Below are 18,058 nucleotides of genomic sequence, written 5' to 3' on the forward strand. Positions count from 1 at the left end.
CGACTTCGAGCCGGCGGCCCTGTGGCGGGGAGGCGCGCTCCCCGCGACGGACGTCACGGCGTGTCGGCGGCCAGCTTCTTCAGCGCCTGCTTGGCGTCCGCGTGGTCCGGCTGCAGCTGCACCGCGGCCGCGTACTCCTTCTTCGCCTCATCCTTGCGGTTGGTGGCCTCCAGCAGCTGCGCCAGCGCGAAGTGGGGCTCTCCCGCGCTCGCGTCCACCTGCGAGGCGCCCCGGAAGGCCTTCTCCGCCTCCGGCAACTTGCCCTGCCGGTACAGCGTGTGGCCCAGGTACAGCAGCCCCAGCGAGTTGCGCGGCTCCACCGCCAGCACGTCGCTCAGCACCTGCAACGCCTTGGGCTCGTCACCGCCGCGCAGGTACAGGAAGCCCAGCTCCGCGCGGGCCTCCAGCTGCGCGGGGTCCTTCGCCACCACCGCCTCCAGCTCCGACACCGCCAGGTCCGGCCGGCCCAGCCGCGAGTGCAGGATGCCCAGCCGCGCCAGGGCCCCCGTGTCCGCCTCTTCGCCTTGCGCGGGCGTCAGCAGCTTCTCCGCCGCCGTGTAGTCCCCCATGGCGAGCAGCAGGTCCGCGAGCGCCAGCTTCGCCGCGCGGTGGTTCGGATCCTCCTGGAGGACGGCCTCGTAGAGGGGCCGCGCCTGGGCGCTCACGTGCTTCTTCGCGTACGCCTCCGCCAGCGCCAGCCGGTTCTCCACCGTGGGCTGGAGCTTCAAGCACGCCGTGTACTGCGCGATGGCGCCGTCCAGGTCGCCCTTGGCCTTGAGCGCGTCGCCATAGCCCGAGCGCGTGCCGGGCTCGTCCGGGAAGGTCTCCACCGCCGTCTTCAGCGTGGCCACCGCGTCGTCCACCTTGCCCAGCGCCAGATACGCGCGCGCGAGGCCCTGGTACGCCTCCGTCGTCTTCTTGCCGTCGTCGGCGCTCTTCTCGATGGCCTTCTGGAACGCGTCCACCGCCTGCGTCTTCTTGCCCTGCGCGAGGTAGAGCTGGCCCAGCTGCGTGTACGGTCCGCTCGCGCGCCGGGGCTCCAGCAGCAGCGCCTTCTCGAAGGCCTTCGTCGCCCGGGCGTTCTCCCCCAGCTGGAAGCACGCGAGCCCCAGGTTGAAGTGCGCCTCCGCGTACTTCGGATCCAACGTGATGGCCTTCTGGAACGCCTCCGCCGCCTTGCGCGCGTTGCCCTGGCCGTCCAGCACCACGCCCAGGTTGTTCTGCGCCCGCGCGTGCTTCGGGTCCGCCTTGATCGCGGCCTGATACTCCGCGAAGGCGCCCGTGACGTCGTTCTCCCGCATCAGCACGACGCCCAGGTTGTAGTGCGCCTCCGCGTCACCGTCCTTCTGGCGGATGGCCTCGCGCAGCGTCTCCTTCGCTTCGGCGTGGAGCCCCTTCTCCGCCAGCGCCTTGCCCAGGTTCACCCGCGCCACCTGGAGCGCGCCGTCCAGCTTCAGCGCCTCCCGGTAGGCCTCGATGGCGTCGTCCGTGCGGTTGGCGCGCTGGAGGACCTCCCCCAGGTTGAAGCGCAGCTCCGCGTCCTGCGGCGCCAGCTCCGTCGCCACCGAGTACTGCGAGATGGCCTCGTCCGTGTCGTCCTGGATGCGCGCCAGCAGGCCGCGCTCCGAGCGCAGCGTGGCCTCGTCCGGGAAGACCGCCAGCGCCGCGTCCAGCACCGCCTTCGCCTTGGGCACGTCACCCGACAGCCGGAGCGCCCGCGCCAGGGCCACCTTCGCGGGCACGCCGTCCGGCGTCAGGCCCACCAGCTTCGTCAGCGGCGCCACCGCGCGGCGCGGCTGGTTCTGCGACAGGAAGGCGGTGGCCAGCTTGTAGAGCGCGTCCGGGTTGTCCGGGAGCTTGTCCGCGCGCGGGGCCGCGGCGGGCTTCTCCGCTGGAGACGCCTCCGGGGCGGGGGCCTGGGCCGTGAGCAGCTGGAGGAGGAGGACGCCGGCTTTGGTCATCACAGGTTCTCCACGTACGGGCTTGCGCGGGCGTCGAAGGTCTTCTTGGCCAGGGCGGCCTTCTTCACCTCCCACGCCTCCTTCGCCGTCTGCGCTTCCTTCGTGTCCTGCGCGAGGCCGGCGCGCTCTTCCTTCACCGCGGCCTCGCACCTGGACACCTGCTCCTCGAAGTCCTTCGGCTCCAGGCGCTCACTGCCCTGCACCTTCGCCTTGCGCGCGGCCGTCAGCCGCGCCAGCTCGAAGCGGGCGAAGGCGCAGCGCAGGGACAGCTTCTCCACCTCGCGCAGGCCCACGTTGAGGCGCTGGTGCGCGCGCAGGTATTGGACGCGGGACTCGGACTCCGCGATGGCCAGCTGCGCGACCTCTCGCGACGACGCGTCCGGGGCGCGGTCCTCCTCGGCCTCGGCGGCCTCCTGGCGGGACTTCGCCCGGCGGATGTTGTCGCGCGCGCGGTTGACCTCGTTGTCCGCCTCGTCCACCCGGTCGATGGCCAGCGCCAGGTCGTTCTCCGACTCCAGGAGCTCGATGCGCGTCTCGTACGGCAGCTTCTTCACCAGCGGATCCGGTACGCGCATGCCGTAGCGCGGGCCGCAGGCGCCGGCGAGGAGGGGCAGGGTGAGCAGCAGGTAGCGCTTCATGGAGCGGTTGCCTCGAAACGGCTGAAGATGGTGCGGCCGGAGTAGACGTCGGTGCCGTTGGCGAAGGTGACGTTGAACTCGCCGGACACGCGGTCCCCGGTGGTTTTCGGCAGGGACTTCACGAAGAGGTTTCCCCGCACGAGCGGCGGGAAGGGGCGCACCGGTTCGTCCAGCACGCTGCGGTCCACGCTGCCCCGCTGCGAGCCGTCCGCCAGCGCCTGCGCCAGGTCGATGTCCAGCGAGCCCGCGTACTCCCCGTCCGGCAGCATGTCCGCCACCCGCGCGCTCACCTTCAACACCACGTCCTGCCCGCTGCCCTGTGTGTTGACGAAGCTCACCGCCAGCGTGCCCTCCGCGAGCCCCGCCTCCGTGCGCTGGTAGCGCAGGTCCAGGAGCTCCGTCACGCTGCCCTCCAGCCGGCCGCCCTCGCCACCACACGCGGTGGCGAGCACGGCCAGCATCGGGGCGATGAGCCGCAAGGACGCGCTCACTTGCATGCCTTCCAGCCCGCGTCCACGTCCGGGCCATTGAGCGTGCCCATGTCCTTGAGCACGGCCAGCTCCCGCCGGGCCCCGTCCGTGTCGCCGAAGCGGCAGCGCAGCGCGGCCAGGTTGAGGCGGGCCTTGTCGTAGGTGGGGTCCGCTTCCAGCGCCTTGGCGTACGCGGCCCGGGCACCCATCGCGTCACCCATGTTGAGCATGGCCCAGCCGAGCGCCGCGTGCGCGGAGGCGCGCGTGTCCTGCAGCTCCGTCACCCGGCCGAACGTCAGCTGCGCCATGCCGTACTGGTGCGCGTCCAGGTAGCCCATGCCCAGGGCCTCCAGCGCTTCGGCGCTCAGCACCTTCTCCGCCTTCTTGCGCAGGTCCTCCAGCGCCGCGGGCTGCGTGGGCGCCGCGGGCTGCGGCACCGGCAGCGCGGCCACGTCCGTGCGGTTGCGGCAGCCCACCACCGCCTCGTTGAAGACCTCCAGCGACTCCGCGCGAGACAGACACGCCTTGAAGGCCTCCTCCGAGCGGGCCTTGAGCGGGCCCACCTGCTGCCTCACCGCCTCCTGGAACTGCTTGGTCTCCGCGGCGGACAGCCCGCCGGGCACCGGCGTCTGGTCCACCACGTCCGCGATGTGGCCGTACGCGAGCGCGATCTTCCACAGCGACGCCACCGCCCACTCCGGATACCCGAGCGACGCGGCCTGCGTGTACACGCCCTCCATCGCCTGGAGCGCCGCGACCTTCTCCTCCACCTTGTCGGCGGGCAGGTCCTTGTAGCCGCGGTAGAGGATCTCCCCCAGGTACCACAGGCCCTTGGCGGCCTCCTCCGTCTGGCCGTTGGGGCCCTGCACCGCCGTGGTGAGGGTGGCGATGAGCGCGTCCGGGCTGGCGGTGGGCGCCGTCGTCGCCTGCACCTCCGCGACCACCGCGGCGGCCGCCACGTTGTTCTTGTCCAGCCGCAGCGCGGACTCCGCGGTCGTCTTCGCCCGCGCGTAGTCCTTCTGCTTCAGGCGCGTCTCGGCGAGCAGCGCGAGCACCTCGCCCTTGCGCGCGCCCGCGGTCTCCGCCGCCGTCTCCAGGTTGCGGGACGCTTCCTTGTACTCACCCAGCGCCAGCCGCAGCCGCGCGCCGGCCATCCAGCCGTCCACCGCCGCCAGGTCGCCGCCCAGCTTCTGGCCCACCTGTTCGAACCAGCCGGCCGCCTCGTTGAAGGCCGCCGCCTCCGCCGCGTGCCGGCCCACCGTCAGGAGCACGTCCGACACGTACTGGCTCTTCGGGTAGGACTGCACCAGCTTCGTGGCCAGCTCGCGCTCGCGCGGCAGGTCGCGCTTCTCGCGCGCGGCGGTGAACGCGCCGTAGAGCGCCTTCTCGCCGATGTCGGAGTTCTTGTTCTCGTCCGCGACCTTCATCAGGCCTTCGATGACGTCGCCCGTCTCCTGCGCGCTCTGCAGGGCCAGCTCGTCCAGCGCCTCCGCCTTGCTCTGCGTGAGGATCTTCTGCACCTCGCCGCGGAAGCCGGACGGCAGCGCGGACGCCAGGAACTTGCGGCCCGTCTCATCCAGCTTCTTGAAGTCGTTCACCTGCCGGAGGCTGTCCAGGGCCAGGTTGCCCGCCACCGGCGCGTCCTTGTACTGGGGGTGCGCCAGCGCGAACGCGGTGAACAGCTCCGCCGCCTTCGGGTAGTCGCCGTCCTCGTAGTAGGCGCGCGCGATGTTGAACTTCACGTCCAGCACATGCGGGCTCTGCGGGTAGCGCGACACGTACGTCGCGCCCAGCAGCTTCAGCGCCTGCCGCGCGTCGGCGACCTCGAAGGCGTTGCGCTTCAGGGCCTCCTCCGGCTTGAGCGTGGAGAAGTGGGCCAGGAGCGCGCCGTACATCGCCGTGTCCACGGCCTTGGGGTCCTTGGCCTTGTCCTCGTAGCGGGCCAGCTCCTCGAACTGGCGCGCGGCCTCCGGGAACTCCTTGGCCGCGAAGAGCGCGTCCGCGCGGTTCTTCATGATGGGCCGCACGTACTGCTCCGGCCGGAACAGCCCCAGGTACTCGCGGTAGGCGTCCGCGGCCTTCACGTACAGCTCGCGCGAGTCCGCCTTCTGCGCCGCCAGGTGCACCTGCGTGGACAGGTCGCGCGCCATCTCCTCCAGCTCCGCGAGCTGCTTCTTGCGCTCCGTCTCCGCCAGCTCCGGATCCGTCTTGCTCTCCACCGCGGCGCGGACGAGGAAGCGGATGTCCTCCGGCTCCGGCATCACCTTGCCCTTGGCGGCCTTGAGCGAGTCATACAGCTTCTGGCCGCGCTCCAGGTCCAGCTCCGGATCCGGCTGCACCTGCATCAGCTTGCGCAGCGCGGGGATGGCCCACTCGTACTGCTGCTTGATGAAGTAGCGGTTGCCCAGCTTGTCCAGCGCGAGCGCGTACGTGGCGCGGCTGTCGCTGAGCTTCTCGAAGTAGTTGAGCGCGCCCTTGGCGGGCTTGGCCTCCGTGTAGCTGTAGACCAGGTCCAGCAGCGCCTCGCGCTTCACGTTGAGCGCCTTCTTCACGTCCACGCCGGGCAGGGGCGCGCTGGCGGCCGCCGCCTCGAAGAAGGTGACGGCCTCCCCGTGCTTGGCCTGGTTCACGCGGATCCAGCCCATCTTGTAGCGGGCCAGGTCGTGCACCGGCGACGGCGGCAGCTCCAGGATGGCCTGGTAGTGCTTCTCCGCCTCGACGAGGTCCGCCTTGTCGAAGAAGTGGTCGCCCAGGATCTGCTCGGCTTCCAGCCGCAGCGGGCTGTTGGGGAACTTGCGCGTCAGGTCCCCCAGCGTCTTGAGCATCTCGTCGAACTGGCCCAGCTCGCGCTGCTCGTGCGCCAGGTAGAACGTCACCTGGTCGCCGTCCTTGAAGTCCGGGTACTCGCGCAGCAGGCGGTAGTACATCTGCACCGCCTTCTGCTTCATCAGGCGCGTCTCCGGGGAGACGATGGCGCCGGACGCGCCCTCCGGGCGGGACTCCGCCTGGAGGTAGTACACGTAGCGGCTCTTCTCGACGTAGAGCTCCGCCAGCCGGAACTGGAGGTCCGGCAGGTAGGGCGCGTTGCGGCTCTTGGAGATGAGCTTCTCCGTTTCGCCGATGGCGCGGTCCACCTTGAAGATGTCGCGCTTGAGCTTGGCGATGAGCTCCTCGCGCTCCTTCGCCTTGGACACGATGGGGTTGGGGTTGGGGCCCACGCGGCCGCTGGCGCCAGGGGCCGCGGCCGCGAGCAGCGCGGCGGTGATGAGGCCGGAGAACGGGCCGGTCATGGGGTTTCCTCGATGCAACGGCTCTCGATGCGGACCCGGTAGGACTTGAGCTCGTCGTTCCAGTATTCGTTGTCGAACTTGAAGGCGACCTGGGCGGGCGACAGCAGCTCCTCTTCCTCCGCCGCCACCACCTGCGCGCCCTTCTTCACGCGCTCGTACAGCTTGAGGCCGACCTCGTACTCCATCAGGCGCACCTGCTCGGCGGCGCGCAGCAGCGTGTCCGCCTCCTGGCGCACGGCCTCTTGCAGCCGCGCGTCGTACACGCGCACCGCCTCCGCGTGGGACAGGTCATACAGCCGCGTCAGGTGTCCGAAGAGCCGGTCGCCGAAGCTCCCGGCGTAGCGGCCCAGGCGCTCGCCCTCCAGGTCCAGCACGGACACGAACTTCGCGGCGCGCTGGGTGCCGCCGTGCGCGTTGGCGGCGCGGCGCAGGCGCGCGTCCTGGCTCAGGTCCTCGCGGTTGCGCACGGACTCCAGCGAGTCCGCGTACCGCCGCGTCAGCTCCTTCGCCGCGCGCTTGGCGGGCAGGTAGTGGCACAGGTCGCGGAAGATGAGCGCGCGCAGCAGGTACTTGTCCGGCATGAACTCATCGCGGAACGACGGCGCGTCCAGCGTGGTGAGGATGCCCAGCGACGCGCGCAGGTCGCCCAGCTTGTAGCGGGTCCACGCCTCCTCCAGGTAGAGGCTGGCGCGGCCCGGGTCCAGCTGGGGCAGCTTCACCTTGCCGTACGCGTCCAGCGCGCCCGTGAAGTCCTTCTTCTCGTAGCGCAGGCGGGCCACCGCGAGCGCCGCCTCGTTGCGCGCCTCGCGGGTGAGCTTCTCGTCGTCGGAGAGCGTGAGGAAGTCCTTCACCATCTCGTCCGGCGGATCCTTCACCTGCTTGAGCCGGGTGACGAGCAGCGCGAACTTCGCGCGGCTGGCCTCCGCGCTCGTCTCCGGCAGCTTGGAGAAGTGCGTGCCCGCCCAGCGCTCGTTGCCCACGCGCAGGTCCACCAGGCCCTGCTGGTAGTGCGCGTAGGCCCCCGTCTCATCCGGGAGGAAGCCCAGGTCGAGCGCGCCGAAGACCTGCTCGTCGATCATCACCTCGTCGTGCGGCCGGTCCGTCAGGCCCTTCAGCGCGTCCAGCGCGCGCGGCAGCACGTTGGGGTTGGTGCGCTCGCGAGCGATGCGCGCCAGGTACGTCGCGCCCGCGTGGGTGAGGCCCAGGTCGATGAGGCTGCGCGCGAGGAAGTACTGGCCCCACGCGTAGTTGTCGTCCGTGCGCGGCGTGGACTGGAGCCACGCGTACAGCGGGCCGGCGGCGTCGCGCGGCTTGCCGTCGAAGTACGCCTGGAGCGCCTTGTCGAAGGTCTCCGGCGGCACCTTCTGCGGCGGGGGCGGCGGGGCTGCCGCGACGGGGGCCTTGGCGGGCGCGGGCGCACCCGCGACGGTGCCCGCGTCCGTGGGACCCGGGGTGCCCGCGTCGGCGCTGGCCGCGGCGGGGGCCTTGGCGGTGGCGGGAGGAGGGGGCGGCATGGGCGGCATGCCCGCGTCCGGTGCGGCGCGGACGGCCGTTGGGAACACGATGAGCGCGGCGCTGGCGAGCGCGGCGGCGATGAGTGGGCGGGACGTCATTCGGTGGCGCCGAAGTTGAAGGCCGTTCCAATCTGGACGGTGGGCACGTTGATGATGCGCGACGTGCCCGCGAAGACGGTGTTGTTCGTCACGTCCAGGCGGAAGGACACGTTGCGGCTGGAGAACACGCGCACGCCGAGGCCCAGGTTGACGGCGGGGCGGAAGCCGTCGCTGCGGTGGATCTTCACCACCGTGCCGCCGGCCAGCAGGGAGACCTCGAAGTGGATGACGTTCGAGTTGACGAAGGACGTCTTGCCGTACAGCGGGCTCCACACGAGGTCGCTGCCCACCATCCACTGCACCTGGTCCTCGAATGCGGTGGCGGTGGGGGACGCCTCGAAGTCGCGCTCCAGCTGGCGGCGCAGGCTGGTCTGCACGTTGTAGCTGTACGTGCCGCGACCCACCTGCCACGCGAAGGTGTCGCTGAAGTGGTACGTGTATCCGACCGTGCCGATGAGGCCCTTGTAGAAGGCGTCCGCGGGCAGCACGCCCACGCCGAGCGACAGCTCGTGGTGCATGCGGTACAGCCGGTCCTGCACCGCGGAGACGGTGCCGGGGTTCTCGAGTTCCTCGGCCTGGGCGCGCGCGAGGCCGGGCACCAGGCAGAAGAGGGAGAGCAGGAGGAATCGCACGGGGACTTTTTCCTGTCGGAGGTCGGGGTGGCGTGGAGGTGGGGGAGGGGTCCCCCGCGTCAGTAGCCGACCGAGTTGAAGAGGAACGGGTACGTGATGATGACGAGGCCGCCCTTCGGGGCGGGGAACTGCCAGCCCTTCAGGCTGCTGAGGATGCACGCCTCGACGGAGGCGTTGCGGAGGGTGGACGACTTGGTCTTGGCGGAAGCGACTTGGCCGTTGAGCCCGATGGCCCACTCGAGCACCACCTTGCCCGCGAGGCCGGGGTCCTTGAGCAGCGCGCGCTCGTAGCAGGCGTGGACGTCGTTGAGGTGGCTGTTGATGACCTTGGCCACGGCTTCACGGTCCACGGTGCCCTGGGTGGAGGAGATGCTGCGCGCGGTGGCGCGCGTGACGGTGCCGCCCACCGCGCCCTTGCCCACGCCGCCCGCGCCCAGCGCGCCGATGCCGCCGCCGCCCTTGCCGCGCAAGAGCTCCGCGCCCAGCGTGGCGCCGCCGCCCTTGCCGCCGCCGCCCAGGCCGAAGGTGCCCAGGCCCGCGTTGGCGATGGGCGCCTTGCCGATGAGGCCGGAGAGCTTGTAGTTGGTCTGCTTGACGTTCTTGCTGCCCGGACCGCTGCCCATCTTGTCCACGGCGGCGAGCAGGTCGTTGGCGGCGGGGCCCGCGGCCGACAGCTTCGCGAGCGCCTTGAGGGCCTTGCTCTCCGGCGCGGCGGCCACGGCCTTGGGGACCTGGACCTCCTTGACGGGCTTGGGCGGCGCCTTCTCCGCGACGACGGGCTTCTCCTTGACGGGCTCCTTCTTCTTGAGGGCCTCGAGCTTCTTCTTCGCCTCTTCCTTCTTCTTGGGTTCAGGGGCGATGAGGCGCAGCGCGACGGGCGGCAGGTTCTTCTGGGTGAAGTCCGCGGTCGCGGGGCCCTGGGGCCGCGTGGCGATGAACCAGCCCAGGCCGCCGCCGAAGATGGCGAGGAAGAAGAGGGTCAGCCAGGGCAGGCCCTTGAGCGGGTTGACGAAGACGCGCTCGGGGGCGGGCGCCGCGTAGGCGACGAGCGACATCTTGCCCTGGGTGAGGCGGGCCGCGGTGCCGTCGCGCAGGGTGACGAAGCGGCGGCTGCCGTCGGACTCGAGGGCGGCGCTGGTGACGGGGGCGAAGCGGCCGTCGCTGCCGCCCTTCTCCACGTCGGTGCCGGGGGGCACGAAGAGGCGGTAGTTGCCGTTGACGGATTCGGCGAGCGTGAAGTCGTCACCCTCGGGGAGGGTGAAGCCCCAGAGGGGCATGGGGGCCTGCTCCTCGAGGGCGGCCTTGACGGGCTTCTTCGCGTCCGGCGCGAAGCGGCGCGCGTCGCGGCGCACGGCGCCCCAGTACAGCTCCAGGTAGAGCTGCGCGGCGCCCTTGCCCGGGCCGATCTTCGGCGCGTGCGTGGGGCGCGTGGCCGGGGCCTTGTCGAGCACGAGGGGGCCCGCGGCGGGAGCGGCATCGGTGTCCACGCCCGCGAGCAGGTCGTCCGCGACGAGCAGGCTGGGCATGGCCTCGGAAGGAGGCCGCCGGCGGGTGGAGGGAACGGTGCCCGCGGGGACCGCGGGAGCAGGTGCGCGCTTCGCGGACGCGGGCTGAGCGTGAGCCGCCTGCTGCGGGTGCGCCGCCGCGTGCTGCGCGTGCGCGGCCTGGGGGAGCGCTGACTGCGCGGGGGCGTGCTGAGGGTGCGCCGCGTGCTGCGGGTGTGCCGGCTGCTGCGCGTGAGCGGCCTGCTGCGCACGTGCGGCCTGCTGTGCCTGCGCGGCTTGCTGTGCCTGCTGCTGCGCGAACGCGGCCTGCTGTGCCTGCGCGGCCTGTTGCTGCGCGAGTGCGGCCTGCTGTGCCTGCTGTTGAGCGTAGGCGGCTTGCTGCGCCTGCTGCTGAGCGTATGCGGCCTGCTGTTGTGCGTACGCGGCCTGCTGTGCCTGCTGCTGAGCGTAGGCGGCTTGCTGTGCCTGTTGCTGCGCGAGCGCGGCCTGCTGCTGCGCGTAGGCGGCCTGCTGTGCCTGTTGCTGAGCGAGCGCGGCCTGCTGCTGCGCGGAATGGTGCTGCACGTGTGTCGCGTGGGCCGCCTGCTGCGGGTGCGCGGCCTGCTGGGGCGCGAACGCGTGGGGCGGTGCTCCGTTCGCGGGATGTGGCGCAGCGGGAGGCACGCCAGCGCCTCCGAAGAGCGCGGCGACTTCGGGGGGCGGCTGCGGCTTGGTCTCCACGGGCCGCTGGTTGAGGATCCGCGTCTTCAGGACGAACGGACCGCACAGCACCTCGTCCACGGAGCGGATCTCACACGCGGTGACCTGGTGCCCGTTGACGAAGACGCCACTGGTGCCACCGCCCGCGTCCTGGATCGCGGTGCGACCGTTCTGGAAGTAGAGCAGCGCGTGGCGCGGCGACACGGAGGCATCGTCCAGCCGCAGGTCCGACGACGCATCGGAGCCGAGCGCGTAGGTGCCAGGGACGAAGACCTCCGTCCCCACCAGGAGGCCGTCGCGGAGGATGACGACTTGCAGGACGCTGGGCTGGCCGCTCAACGGTGACGCTCCCTTCGAAGGGTGATGGGCGGTACGGCCCTACTGATCGTAGACGGTGGCGAGCGTCTCGGAGCGGAAGCTGTCGCGCTCGCGAAGCATCGACCGCGTCTTCAGCTCCTTGCGGTCATACAAATACACGGCGCCGGACTTGTTCGTCTGGCCCTGGATGAGCCGGTCGTCGAAGTCGATGCGCGACGGGCCACGCTGCGGCGGCGCGGACGACGCCGACGCGGAGGTGTCCCCGGTCACCGGATCCGTGACGGTCGAGTTCGACCTCGTCTCGATGCGCGGCGGGGCCTTGCTCGAGCCCTTCTTGGTGGCCTTGACCGCCTTCGGCCTGGGGGGGCGTCCACGCCCCTGGGCAAAGGCATCGTTCGCGATGGAGAGGGGACCGAAGCCGAGCACGCTGGCGACGGCACAGAAGAAGAGGAAACGTCGCATCATCAACAGGTTAAGCGATGCGAGCCCCGACCTGTCAACGCACACTCCAGCGCCAACGGTTGACCTGCGGCGAGCAGGTGTGGGGGGCAGTCCACCTCACGTGGGGCGGTCTCTCCACGCTACGTCCCGCTTCGTGCCGGGACGCTGGAAACGTCGCGTGGGGTTCCCTCCGCGCGGTGCTCCCCGAGCGTGCGAGCAGTCGTGGTGAGAAGTCATCGTGACACGGTGGGCGGATGGAGGATGCTCGCGGGCTGGAGGCGCGCACACACGTGAAGGGTGTCATTCGCAGGGGGAGATGGATCGCGGCCGGGGTCGGGGCGTTGGTGCTGCTGGGCCTCCTGGCCGTCGTGCTGAAGTCGCGGGGCGTCCCCCCGCCCCCGCCGCCGGAGGCCCCCGCCGCCCCCGCTGAACCACGTCCCATCCTCCAGGCCGTGGGGCCGAAGCTGACCAGCAACCAGACCTCGCAGCCGCTCTCCCTCTATGGGGAGGCGCTGGTGCCGGGCCTGCGGCTGGTGCTCGGCGCGCCCTTCTCGCGGGAGGTGCCGTTGACGGTGGTGGACCCGCGCCATGCCTACGCGAGGCTCCCCGCGGACCTCTCCCTGCCTCCGGGCGTGTTCCAGACGGACGTGCAGCTGTCGCTGGCCGCGAGCGCCGGTCCCCGGCCCACGGGCGCCACGCGGCTCACCGTCGTCAACGACGCGGCGTTCCCGGACCTGATGGCGATGGCGCTCGCGCCGGACGGGCGCACGCTCTTCATCGCGTCGCCGCCCACGGACACGGTGTTCGCGCTCGACGTGGCCTCGGGGAGCGTGGAGGCGATGGCGGTGGGGGACGGCCCGGCGGCGCTCGCGACGTGGAAGGACTCGGGGGGCCATCCCTGGCTGGGCGTGGCCCACCAGTCGGACGCCGGGCTCTGGCTGTACGCGCTGGACGCGCCCGAGCGCAGGGCCCGCGTCCTCCCCGCGCCCCCGGGCGTGTGGGGCCTGGAGGTGGACGGCGCGAAGGGCGTGGCGTTCCTGGCCGAGCACGTGCGCGACACGGTGCGCGCGGTCGCCTTGGAGGACGGCCGCGAGCGCTGGAGCGCGCCGGTGGATCCGAACCCGCGCGCGCTGGCCCGGTGGAAGGGGCTGCTCGCGGTGGGCAGCCTCCAGACAGGGCAGGTGGTGCTGCTCAATCAGGAGGACGGCCGGGAGCTCACGCCCGTGGTGCCGAAGCCGGGCGTGCCCATCGTCGGAGGCGCGACGGAGGCCTTCTCCGAGCAGGTGATGGGGGGCAAGGCGCCACGCGCGCTGCTCTCCAGCGAGCGGCTGGGGCGCGTCTTCATGTCGAGCCTGGGGCCGAACGTGGGTCCCAACGCGCAGCGCATGGAGGTGAGCGCGAACAGCGGCGTCGCGGTGCTGGACCTGGACCGGCAGCAGGTGGTGCGGCACCGGGGCTTCGGCGCGGGCGTGACGGAGGGACTGGCGCTGGATGACCGGGCCGGGCTGCTCTACGCGGCGGACGTGGCGCTGGGGCAGGTGCGGGTGCTGGACGCGAAGGCGCTGGTGAAGGACGACGCCGCGGCGCGCGCGGCGCTGCTCCAGACGCTGCCCCTCTTCGCGCCAGAAGGCACGCCGCTCATCCGCCCGGTGGAGGACCTGGGCACGAAGGGGAGGGCGGGTGTGGAGCTGCACTCCGGGCCCCGGTCGCTGGCCCTGGCCCCGGACGGCCGCACGCTCTACGTGCTCAACCGCTTCACGGGCACGGTGGCGGTGGTGGACGTGCGCGAGGCGCGCGCGGGCAAGGCGCGCGTGCTGCGGCAGTGGCCGGTGGTGGACGTGCGCCCCCGCGAGCAGCGCCGCCTGGGACAGGTGCTCTACTTCTCCGACGTGGGTCGCACGGGCATGAGCTGCGACGCGTGCCACATCGAGGGGCACACCGGCGGCGTCTTCTTCGAGAAGACGCGGCCCATGCGCATCTACCGTTCGACCACGGCCCTGGGCAGCCGGGACACGCCGCCCTACTTCACCCCGGCGAGCACGCGCAGCCTCGCGGAGACGGCGGAGACGGTGGGCGGGCGCAACCGCTACCACAACCCGGATCCGCTGCCCTCGGAGGTGGAGGCCCTGGCCCTCTACACGTCGCTGCTGCCCACGCCGCCCAACCCCTACCGGGGCCCGGATGGCGCCCCGGCGGAGACGGTGACGCTGCCCGACGGCAGACCCGGCCATCCGGCGAAGGGGCGGGCGCTGTTCGAGGGCCAGGCCGGGTGCGCGGCCTGCCACCCCGCGCCGCTGTTCACCCTGGACCAGGACCCCTCGACGCGAGGGCGCTATCTGGACGTGGGCACGCCCATCGCGCTGCCCCTGCGGCTGGCGCAGCAGCACCTGGTGCCGGGCGCGGCGCCGCCCTCGCTGGTGGGCACCTGGGACGTGTGGCCGCTCTTGACGAGCGCCACCGCGGGCTACGCGGTGCGGGAGGACCGGCTCGTGGTGGGCTCGCGCTTCCCGCTGCGCACGCTCCTGGAGACCCCGGGCCTCCAGCACGGCGCCGCGCAGGCGCTCACCCCCGAGGAGCGGGACGACCTGCTGGCCTACCTCCTCACGCTGTGAGGGGGCCGGGCGCTCAGGGCGCCTGCATCGAATGATAGGGCAGCAGCACCGCCGCCCGGGCCCGCGCGACCAGCGGCTCGGCGATGAGGTTCCAGCCGAACGCGGCGAACGTCAGCACCCCCATCATCGCGCTGAACAGCCACAGGCCCATCATCACGCCGATGCCCAGGTGCATCCCCAGCGTCATCGCCACCCAGAGGCCCCGCGTCCTCTGGGGCCAGACGAGCGCGACGTAGCCCACCTCCACCACCAGCGTTCCCCAGGACGCCAGCTTCACCAGCCACGGCGCCCACGCGAGCCACGCGAAGTCGAACGCGCCATACTGGGGCTGCATCAGCACCTCCCAGAGCGCCGTCCCGTCCCGCCACACCGGGCCCAGCAGCTTCTCCAGCCCCGTGGCCAGGTAGATGATGCACAGGTGCACCTGCAACACGCGCAGCGACAGGGTCGCTTCGGCGGAGGGGGCCACGGAGGTCCTGCCGGTGTGCACGTCCCACGAGTAGGCCGCCCCCACGGGCATCACCACGCAGTAGAACAGGCTGATGTGCGCGAAGGTCTCCACGCCGTAGGCGAAGAAGGTCCCACTGTTGAGCAGCAGCGTGTGCAGCCCCCACGCGGCCAGCGCGGACAGCCGCGTGCGGTAGCCCAGCAGCAGGCCCACGAGCGAGACGGCGTAGACGAGCGCCACGCCCCGCACCCCGGCCTCGGCGGAGATGCCCAGCGGCGCCAGCGCGGAGACCCACGGCCCCAGGCGGGGCGCCACGGGCGAGGCCAGCGCCATGGACACGCTCCAGGGCACCAGCCCCCGGTCGCCGAAGAGCTCCGGCAGGCTGTCCGACAGGCTCCAGGCCTGGATGAGCAACACCATCGCCACGCCGATGCGGAGCACCCCCAGCGGCGCCGCGGAGGACGGCGCTCCCACGAACGCGGCCAGCAGGTGGGCCGGGCGCGCGAGGATCCCCGGCGCGCTCATGGCGTCACCGCCCCGGTCGTGGCGGCCGTGGGAGCCCGGTGCTCGAACCCGGCCCGGTAGGCGTCCGACCACTCGGGACGCGCCCCTTCCCGGTAGGCTTCCATCGTGGGCAGGCGGAGCGCCTCCACGCGCACGGTGACGGCGCGCGCGTCCGGGTGCCGGCCGAACATCGCCGCGGCCCACGCGCGGGCCAGCGCGTCCCGGCCCTCCTTCAGCCCGAAGCGCAACAGCATGGAGTGGATGCGCACGTTGACCGCGCTGTTCTCGAACTTGAACTGGTCGCGCACGTGCTCGCCGGAGGACTGCTCGACGTCGAAGGACACGCGCACCGCCGGACTCACCCCCGGCGCGAAGAAGCTGAAGCGGCTGCCCGCCCCCGTCCAGTGTGTGTAGACCTGGGCCCACGACGCCAGGCGCCCCGTGCCCGTGAAGAGCGGCACCTGGAGCGCGCCGCAGGCGACCCACAGCAGGTGCAGCAGGGCGACGCCAGTGACGACTCCGTGCCGGCGCGTCAGGGAGGGAAGGGGCGGGCGCATGGGGGCTCCAGGAAGATGGGACACCGGAGGTTGGGGGCCTCCGGTGTCCCGGGCCGACTTGGGACTGCGTGCTGCGGGACAAATCGTTGTCGCGGAGGCGGGAGCGCGGACTAGCCGCCGCAAGTGCCGCCGGTGCCGCTGGTGCCGCCAAGGATGGCGCTGAGGATGCCGCCGCCGGTGATGGTGCCCAGCGTGCCGCCGCCGGTGATGGTGCCCAGGAGGCCGCCGCCCGTGACGGTCCCGAGCAGCCCGCCCAGCAGGCTGCCGAGGATGCCGCAGCCGCAGCCGCCGGTGTCGGTCGCCAGCGTCGCGTCCCTGGACACCTGCACGACCTCCTCCAATGGAACCGCCTCACGCGGATCGTGGGCCCTCGGTCCGAAGCCCTGGGCCACCGCGCCCGTCGCTCCGAGCGCCATGAGCATCAGCGCCACCGTGCCGCCCACCTGGGTCCGCGTCTTGCGTTGCATCCTCTGCATGTGTCGCTCCTCTGGATTGGGACAACATGGGCAATGTCTTTCCCATCCGAGCTTTAGCAACCAACCCCGCAAGACCTGGAATCTGTCCAGCAGGCCTTCCGCGTGGGACCCAGGGGTCAGTGGGCTGTCGTGCAGGCGTGACGTTTCCGTACCGGGCGAAATCTTGATCCTGGTTGCGCCTCTTCACGCGGGCCCGCCCCGCGGGTCGCTTGCGTTGGACGGGGTGGCTGAGGTCTACAATCCAACGAATGCGTTCCTCCCCCCGGGTCGCCTGGCTCCTCATTCCGACGTTGTTGCTGTCGTGCACCGACGCGGGGCTCTATTCCATCGACGGCCGCGCGGGCGGCTCTCGGGACCGCGTCAGCTTCGAGGGGGACCTCTGCGTCCCCGCGGCCACCGGCGACGCGTTCCCCGTGAAGGTCGTCTTCGCCCTGCAGGGCGGCACCGGCGTGGAGACGGAGGTGGTCGGCTATGCGGTGGACGGCCTCACCACGCTCACCTCGCGCTATACCGGCCCCCAGATGCGCTTCGGGTTGGTGGCCTTCCATTCGGTGGCCACCGGCCTGCAAGGCAGCTTCACGGACGCCGCCTCGTTCCAGGCCGTCCTGCCCCGCTACGCCAGCTATCAGCAGCAGGGCCCCATCAGCATCCGCTCCGCGCTGCGCCTCTCCAAGAGCCTGATGTCCGGCGACATGCAGGCCTCCTGCCGGGGCGAGGTCGCGCGCACGCGCTACATCGTCGCGCCCGTCATCCGCAGCGCGGACGTCAGCTGTGACAACCCGGCGTACAACATCGGCATCGACAGCCGCTGCACCGCCCTGTCCCAGGCCGCTGGCTGCGGCGCCAGCCCGGAGAAGCAGGCCGAGTGCAACGCCGCGTGCAGCCAGTGCGAGCTGACCGCGGTGGTGGGAGAGCTCAAGGGGCTGGTGGGGCAGTTCGGCGCGGGCGACGTCAGCGTGCAGCCCATCTATGTGCGCGGCGGCACCCCGGACCCCGTCACCCGCCTCCAGGTGGCCGCCATCGCCAACGCGGGCGGTAGCGCGCCGGTGGAGACCGACTTCGCGGGCCTGCCCAACGCGATGGCCCGGCTGGACTATGGCGCGCTCAACAACGCGCTCAAGCTCAAGCGCTTCCTCGCCTTCAACCGCAACGTCCTGGTGAGAAACGGCAAGATGTACGCGGACAGCGACGGCGACGGCGTCTCGGATGAGGACGAGATCGCGCTCGGCCTGGACCCCACCGTCGCGGACACGGACCAGGACGGCCTGATGGACGGCATCGAGCTGCGCATGGGCCTGGATCCGCTCGCCGTGGACATCATCAACGGGTGCAGCGTGGTGATGGACACCGACGGGGACCGCCTCAACGACTGCGAGGAGCGCGTGCTCGGCACCGACCCCTGCGTGGGCGACACCGACGGAGACGGCCTGCCGGACCTCGTGGAGGCCCTGTCCCAGACCAACCCGCTGGTCCCCGAGGACCTGCTCGACACCGACCGCGACGGCATCAGCAACATCGCGGAGGTCGAAGCCCACGGCGACCCGCTCAGCGCCGACCTCGACTTCCACCGCGAGCGCGGCTACGGCTACTCCATCGTCCCGCTGCCCCCGACGAGCACCAGCGACCGCGCCTGCTACCGCACCCGCGTGGAGAACGTCTCCCTGGTCCCCACCCTGGAGCGGCCCCACCCGTTCTTCCCGGGCGAGGTCATCCCCAAGGGCACCAACGAGGTCTACCTCTACCTCCAGGTGGGCCGGGACAATGATCCGCGCGGCGCCGGGGTGGGTTCGCTCTTCATCCAGGAGATCCAGTTCGACCCGAACAAGGGCCGGACCCCCGCGGGCACCGTCTCCCTCACCTCCGACGACTTCATCGTGGGCACCTGAGTCCCGCG

Annotated in this window: 13 protein-coding genes; 2 read left to right on the forward strand and 11 right to left on the reverse strand. The window is 71.7% G+C overall.

Annotation, left to right across the window (positions count from 1 at the left end):
• Nucleotides 1-53 precede the first annotated feature (53 nt).
• From FOF48_RS01295 to FOF48_RS01325, 8 genes are read right to left on the reverse strand one after another with little or no spacing between them, the layout of a single operon-like run.
• Nucleotides 54-1,961, reverse strand: a complete 1,908-nt coding sequence (locus FOF48_RS01295) for a tetratricopeptide repeat protein (protein WP_143897940.1) — start codon at nt 1,959-1,961, stop codon at nt 54-56.
• Nucleotides 1,961-2,599: a hypothetical protein gene (locus FOF48_RS01300; RefSeq protein ID WP_143899068.1), complete on the reverse strand. Its 639-nt coding sequence runs from the start codon at nt 2,597-2,599 to the stop codon at nt 1,961-1,963. Before FOF48_RS01300 ends, FOF48_RS01295 begins: the two co-directional genes overlap by 1 nt.
• Complete coding sequence (locus tag FOF48_RS36250) at nt 2,596-3,096, reverse strand: hypothetical protein (RefSeq protein WP_235685280.1); 501 nt, start codon at nt 3,094-3,096, stop codon at nt 2,596-2,598. The genes FOF48_RS01300 and FOF48_RS36250 overlap by 4 nt, the downstream gene beginning before the upstream one ends.
• Nucleotides 3,087-6,359 (reverse strand): tetratricopeptide repeat protein, encoded by a 3,273-nt coding sequence (locus FOF48_RS01305; protein ID WP_143897942.1) that lies wholly within the window; start codon nt 6,357-6,359, stop codon nt 3,087-3,089. Before FOF48_RS01305 ends, FOF48_RS36250 begins: the two co-directional genes overlap by 10 nt.
• Nucleotides 6,356-7,972, reverse strand: coding sequence for a hypothetical protein (locus tag FOF48_RS01310; protein ID WP_143897944.1), 1,617 nt, complete (start codon nt 7,970-7,972; stop codon nt 6,356-6,358). Before FOF48_RS01310 ends, FOF48_RS01305 begins: the two co-directional genes overlap by 4 nt.
• Nucleotides 7,969-8,604, reverse strand: a complete 636-nt coding sequence (locus FOF48_RS01315) for an outer membrane beta-barrel domain-containing protein (RefSeq protein WP_143897946.1) — start codon at nt 8,602-8,604, stop codon at nt 7,969-7,971. Before FOF48_RS01315 ends, FOF48_RS01310 begins: the two co-directional genes overlap by 4 nt.
• A gap of 59 nt (nt 8,605-8,663) precedes the next feature.
• Nucleotides 8,664-11,147 (reverse strand): AgmX/PglI C-terminal domain-containing protein, encoded by a 2,484-nt coding sequence (locus FOF48_RS01320; protein WP_143897948.1) that lies wholly within the window; start codon nt 11,145-11,147, stop codon nt 8,664-8,666.
• A 39-nt stretch (nt 11,148-11,186) separates the two neighbouring features.
• Entirely contained in the window at nt 11,187-11,591 is a 405-nt protein-coding gene (locus FOF48_RS01325; RefSeq protein ID WP_235685281.1) for a hypothetical protein, read from the reverse strand.
• 230 nt (nt 11,592-11,821) lie between these two features.
• On the opposite strand from FOF48_RS01325, the gene FOF48_RS01330 reads away from it, so the two are divergent.
• Complete coding sequence (locus FOF48_RS01330; protein ID WP_143897952.1) at nt 11,822-14,179, forward strand: MtsA protein; 2,358 nt, start codon at nt 11,822-11,824, stop codon at nt 14,177-14,179.
• Nucleotides 14,180-14,192: 13 nt separating this feature from the next.
• Here FOF48_RS01330 and FOF48_RS01335 read toward each other — a convergent pair whose 3' ends face one another.
• The 3 genes from FOF48_RS01335 to FOF48_RS01345 form a co-directional block, all read right to left on the reverse strand.
• Nucleotides 14,193-15,152, reverse strand: coding sequence for a hypothetical protein (locus FOF48_RS01335; RefSeq protein ID WP_201755757.1), 960 nt, complete (start codon nt 15,150-15,152; stop codon nt 14,193-14,195).
• Nucleotides 15,149-15,688, reverse strand: coding sequence for a hypothetical protein (locus tag FOF48_RS01340; RefSeq protein WP_143897954.1), 540 nt, complete (start codon nt 15,686-15,688; stop codon nt 15,149-15,151). The genes FOF48_RS01335 and FOF48_RS01340 overlap by 4 nt, the downstream gene beginning before the upstream one ends.
• A gap of 110 nt (nt 15,689-15,798) precedes the next feature.
• Nucleotides 15,799-16,164, reverse strand: a complete 366-nt coding sequence (locus tag FOF48_RS01345) for a hypothetical protein (protein ID WP_143897956.1) — start codon at nt 16,162-16,164, stop codon at nt 15,799-15,801.
• A gap of 248 nt (nt 16,165-16,412) precedes the next feature.
• Between FOF48_RS01345 and FOF48_RS01350 the strand changes: the two genes are divergently transcribed.
• Nucleotides 16,413-18,050: a thrombospondin type 3 repeat-containing protein gene (locus FOF48_RS01350; RefSeq protein WP_143897958.1), complete on the forward strand. Its 1,638-nt coding sequence runs from the start codon at nt 16,413-16,415 to the stop codon at nt 18,048-18,050.
• Nucleotides 18,051-18,058 lie beyond the last annotated feature (8 nt).

This window comes from Corallococcus sp. Z5C101001, assembly GCF_007352635.1.
GTDB classification, from domain to species: domain Bacteria; phylum Myxococcota; class Myxococcia; order Myxococcales; family Myxococcaceae; genus Corallococcus; species Corallococcus silvisoli.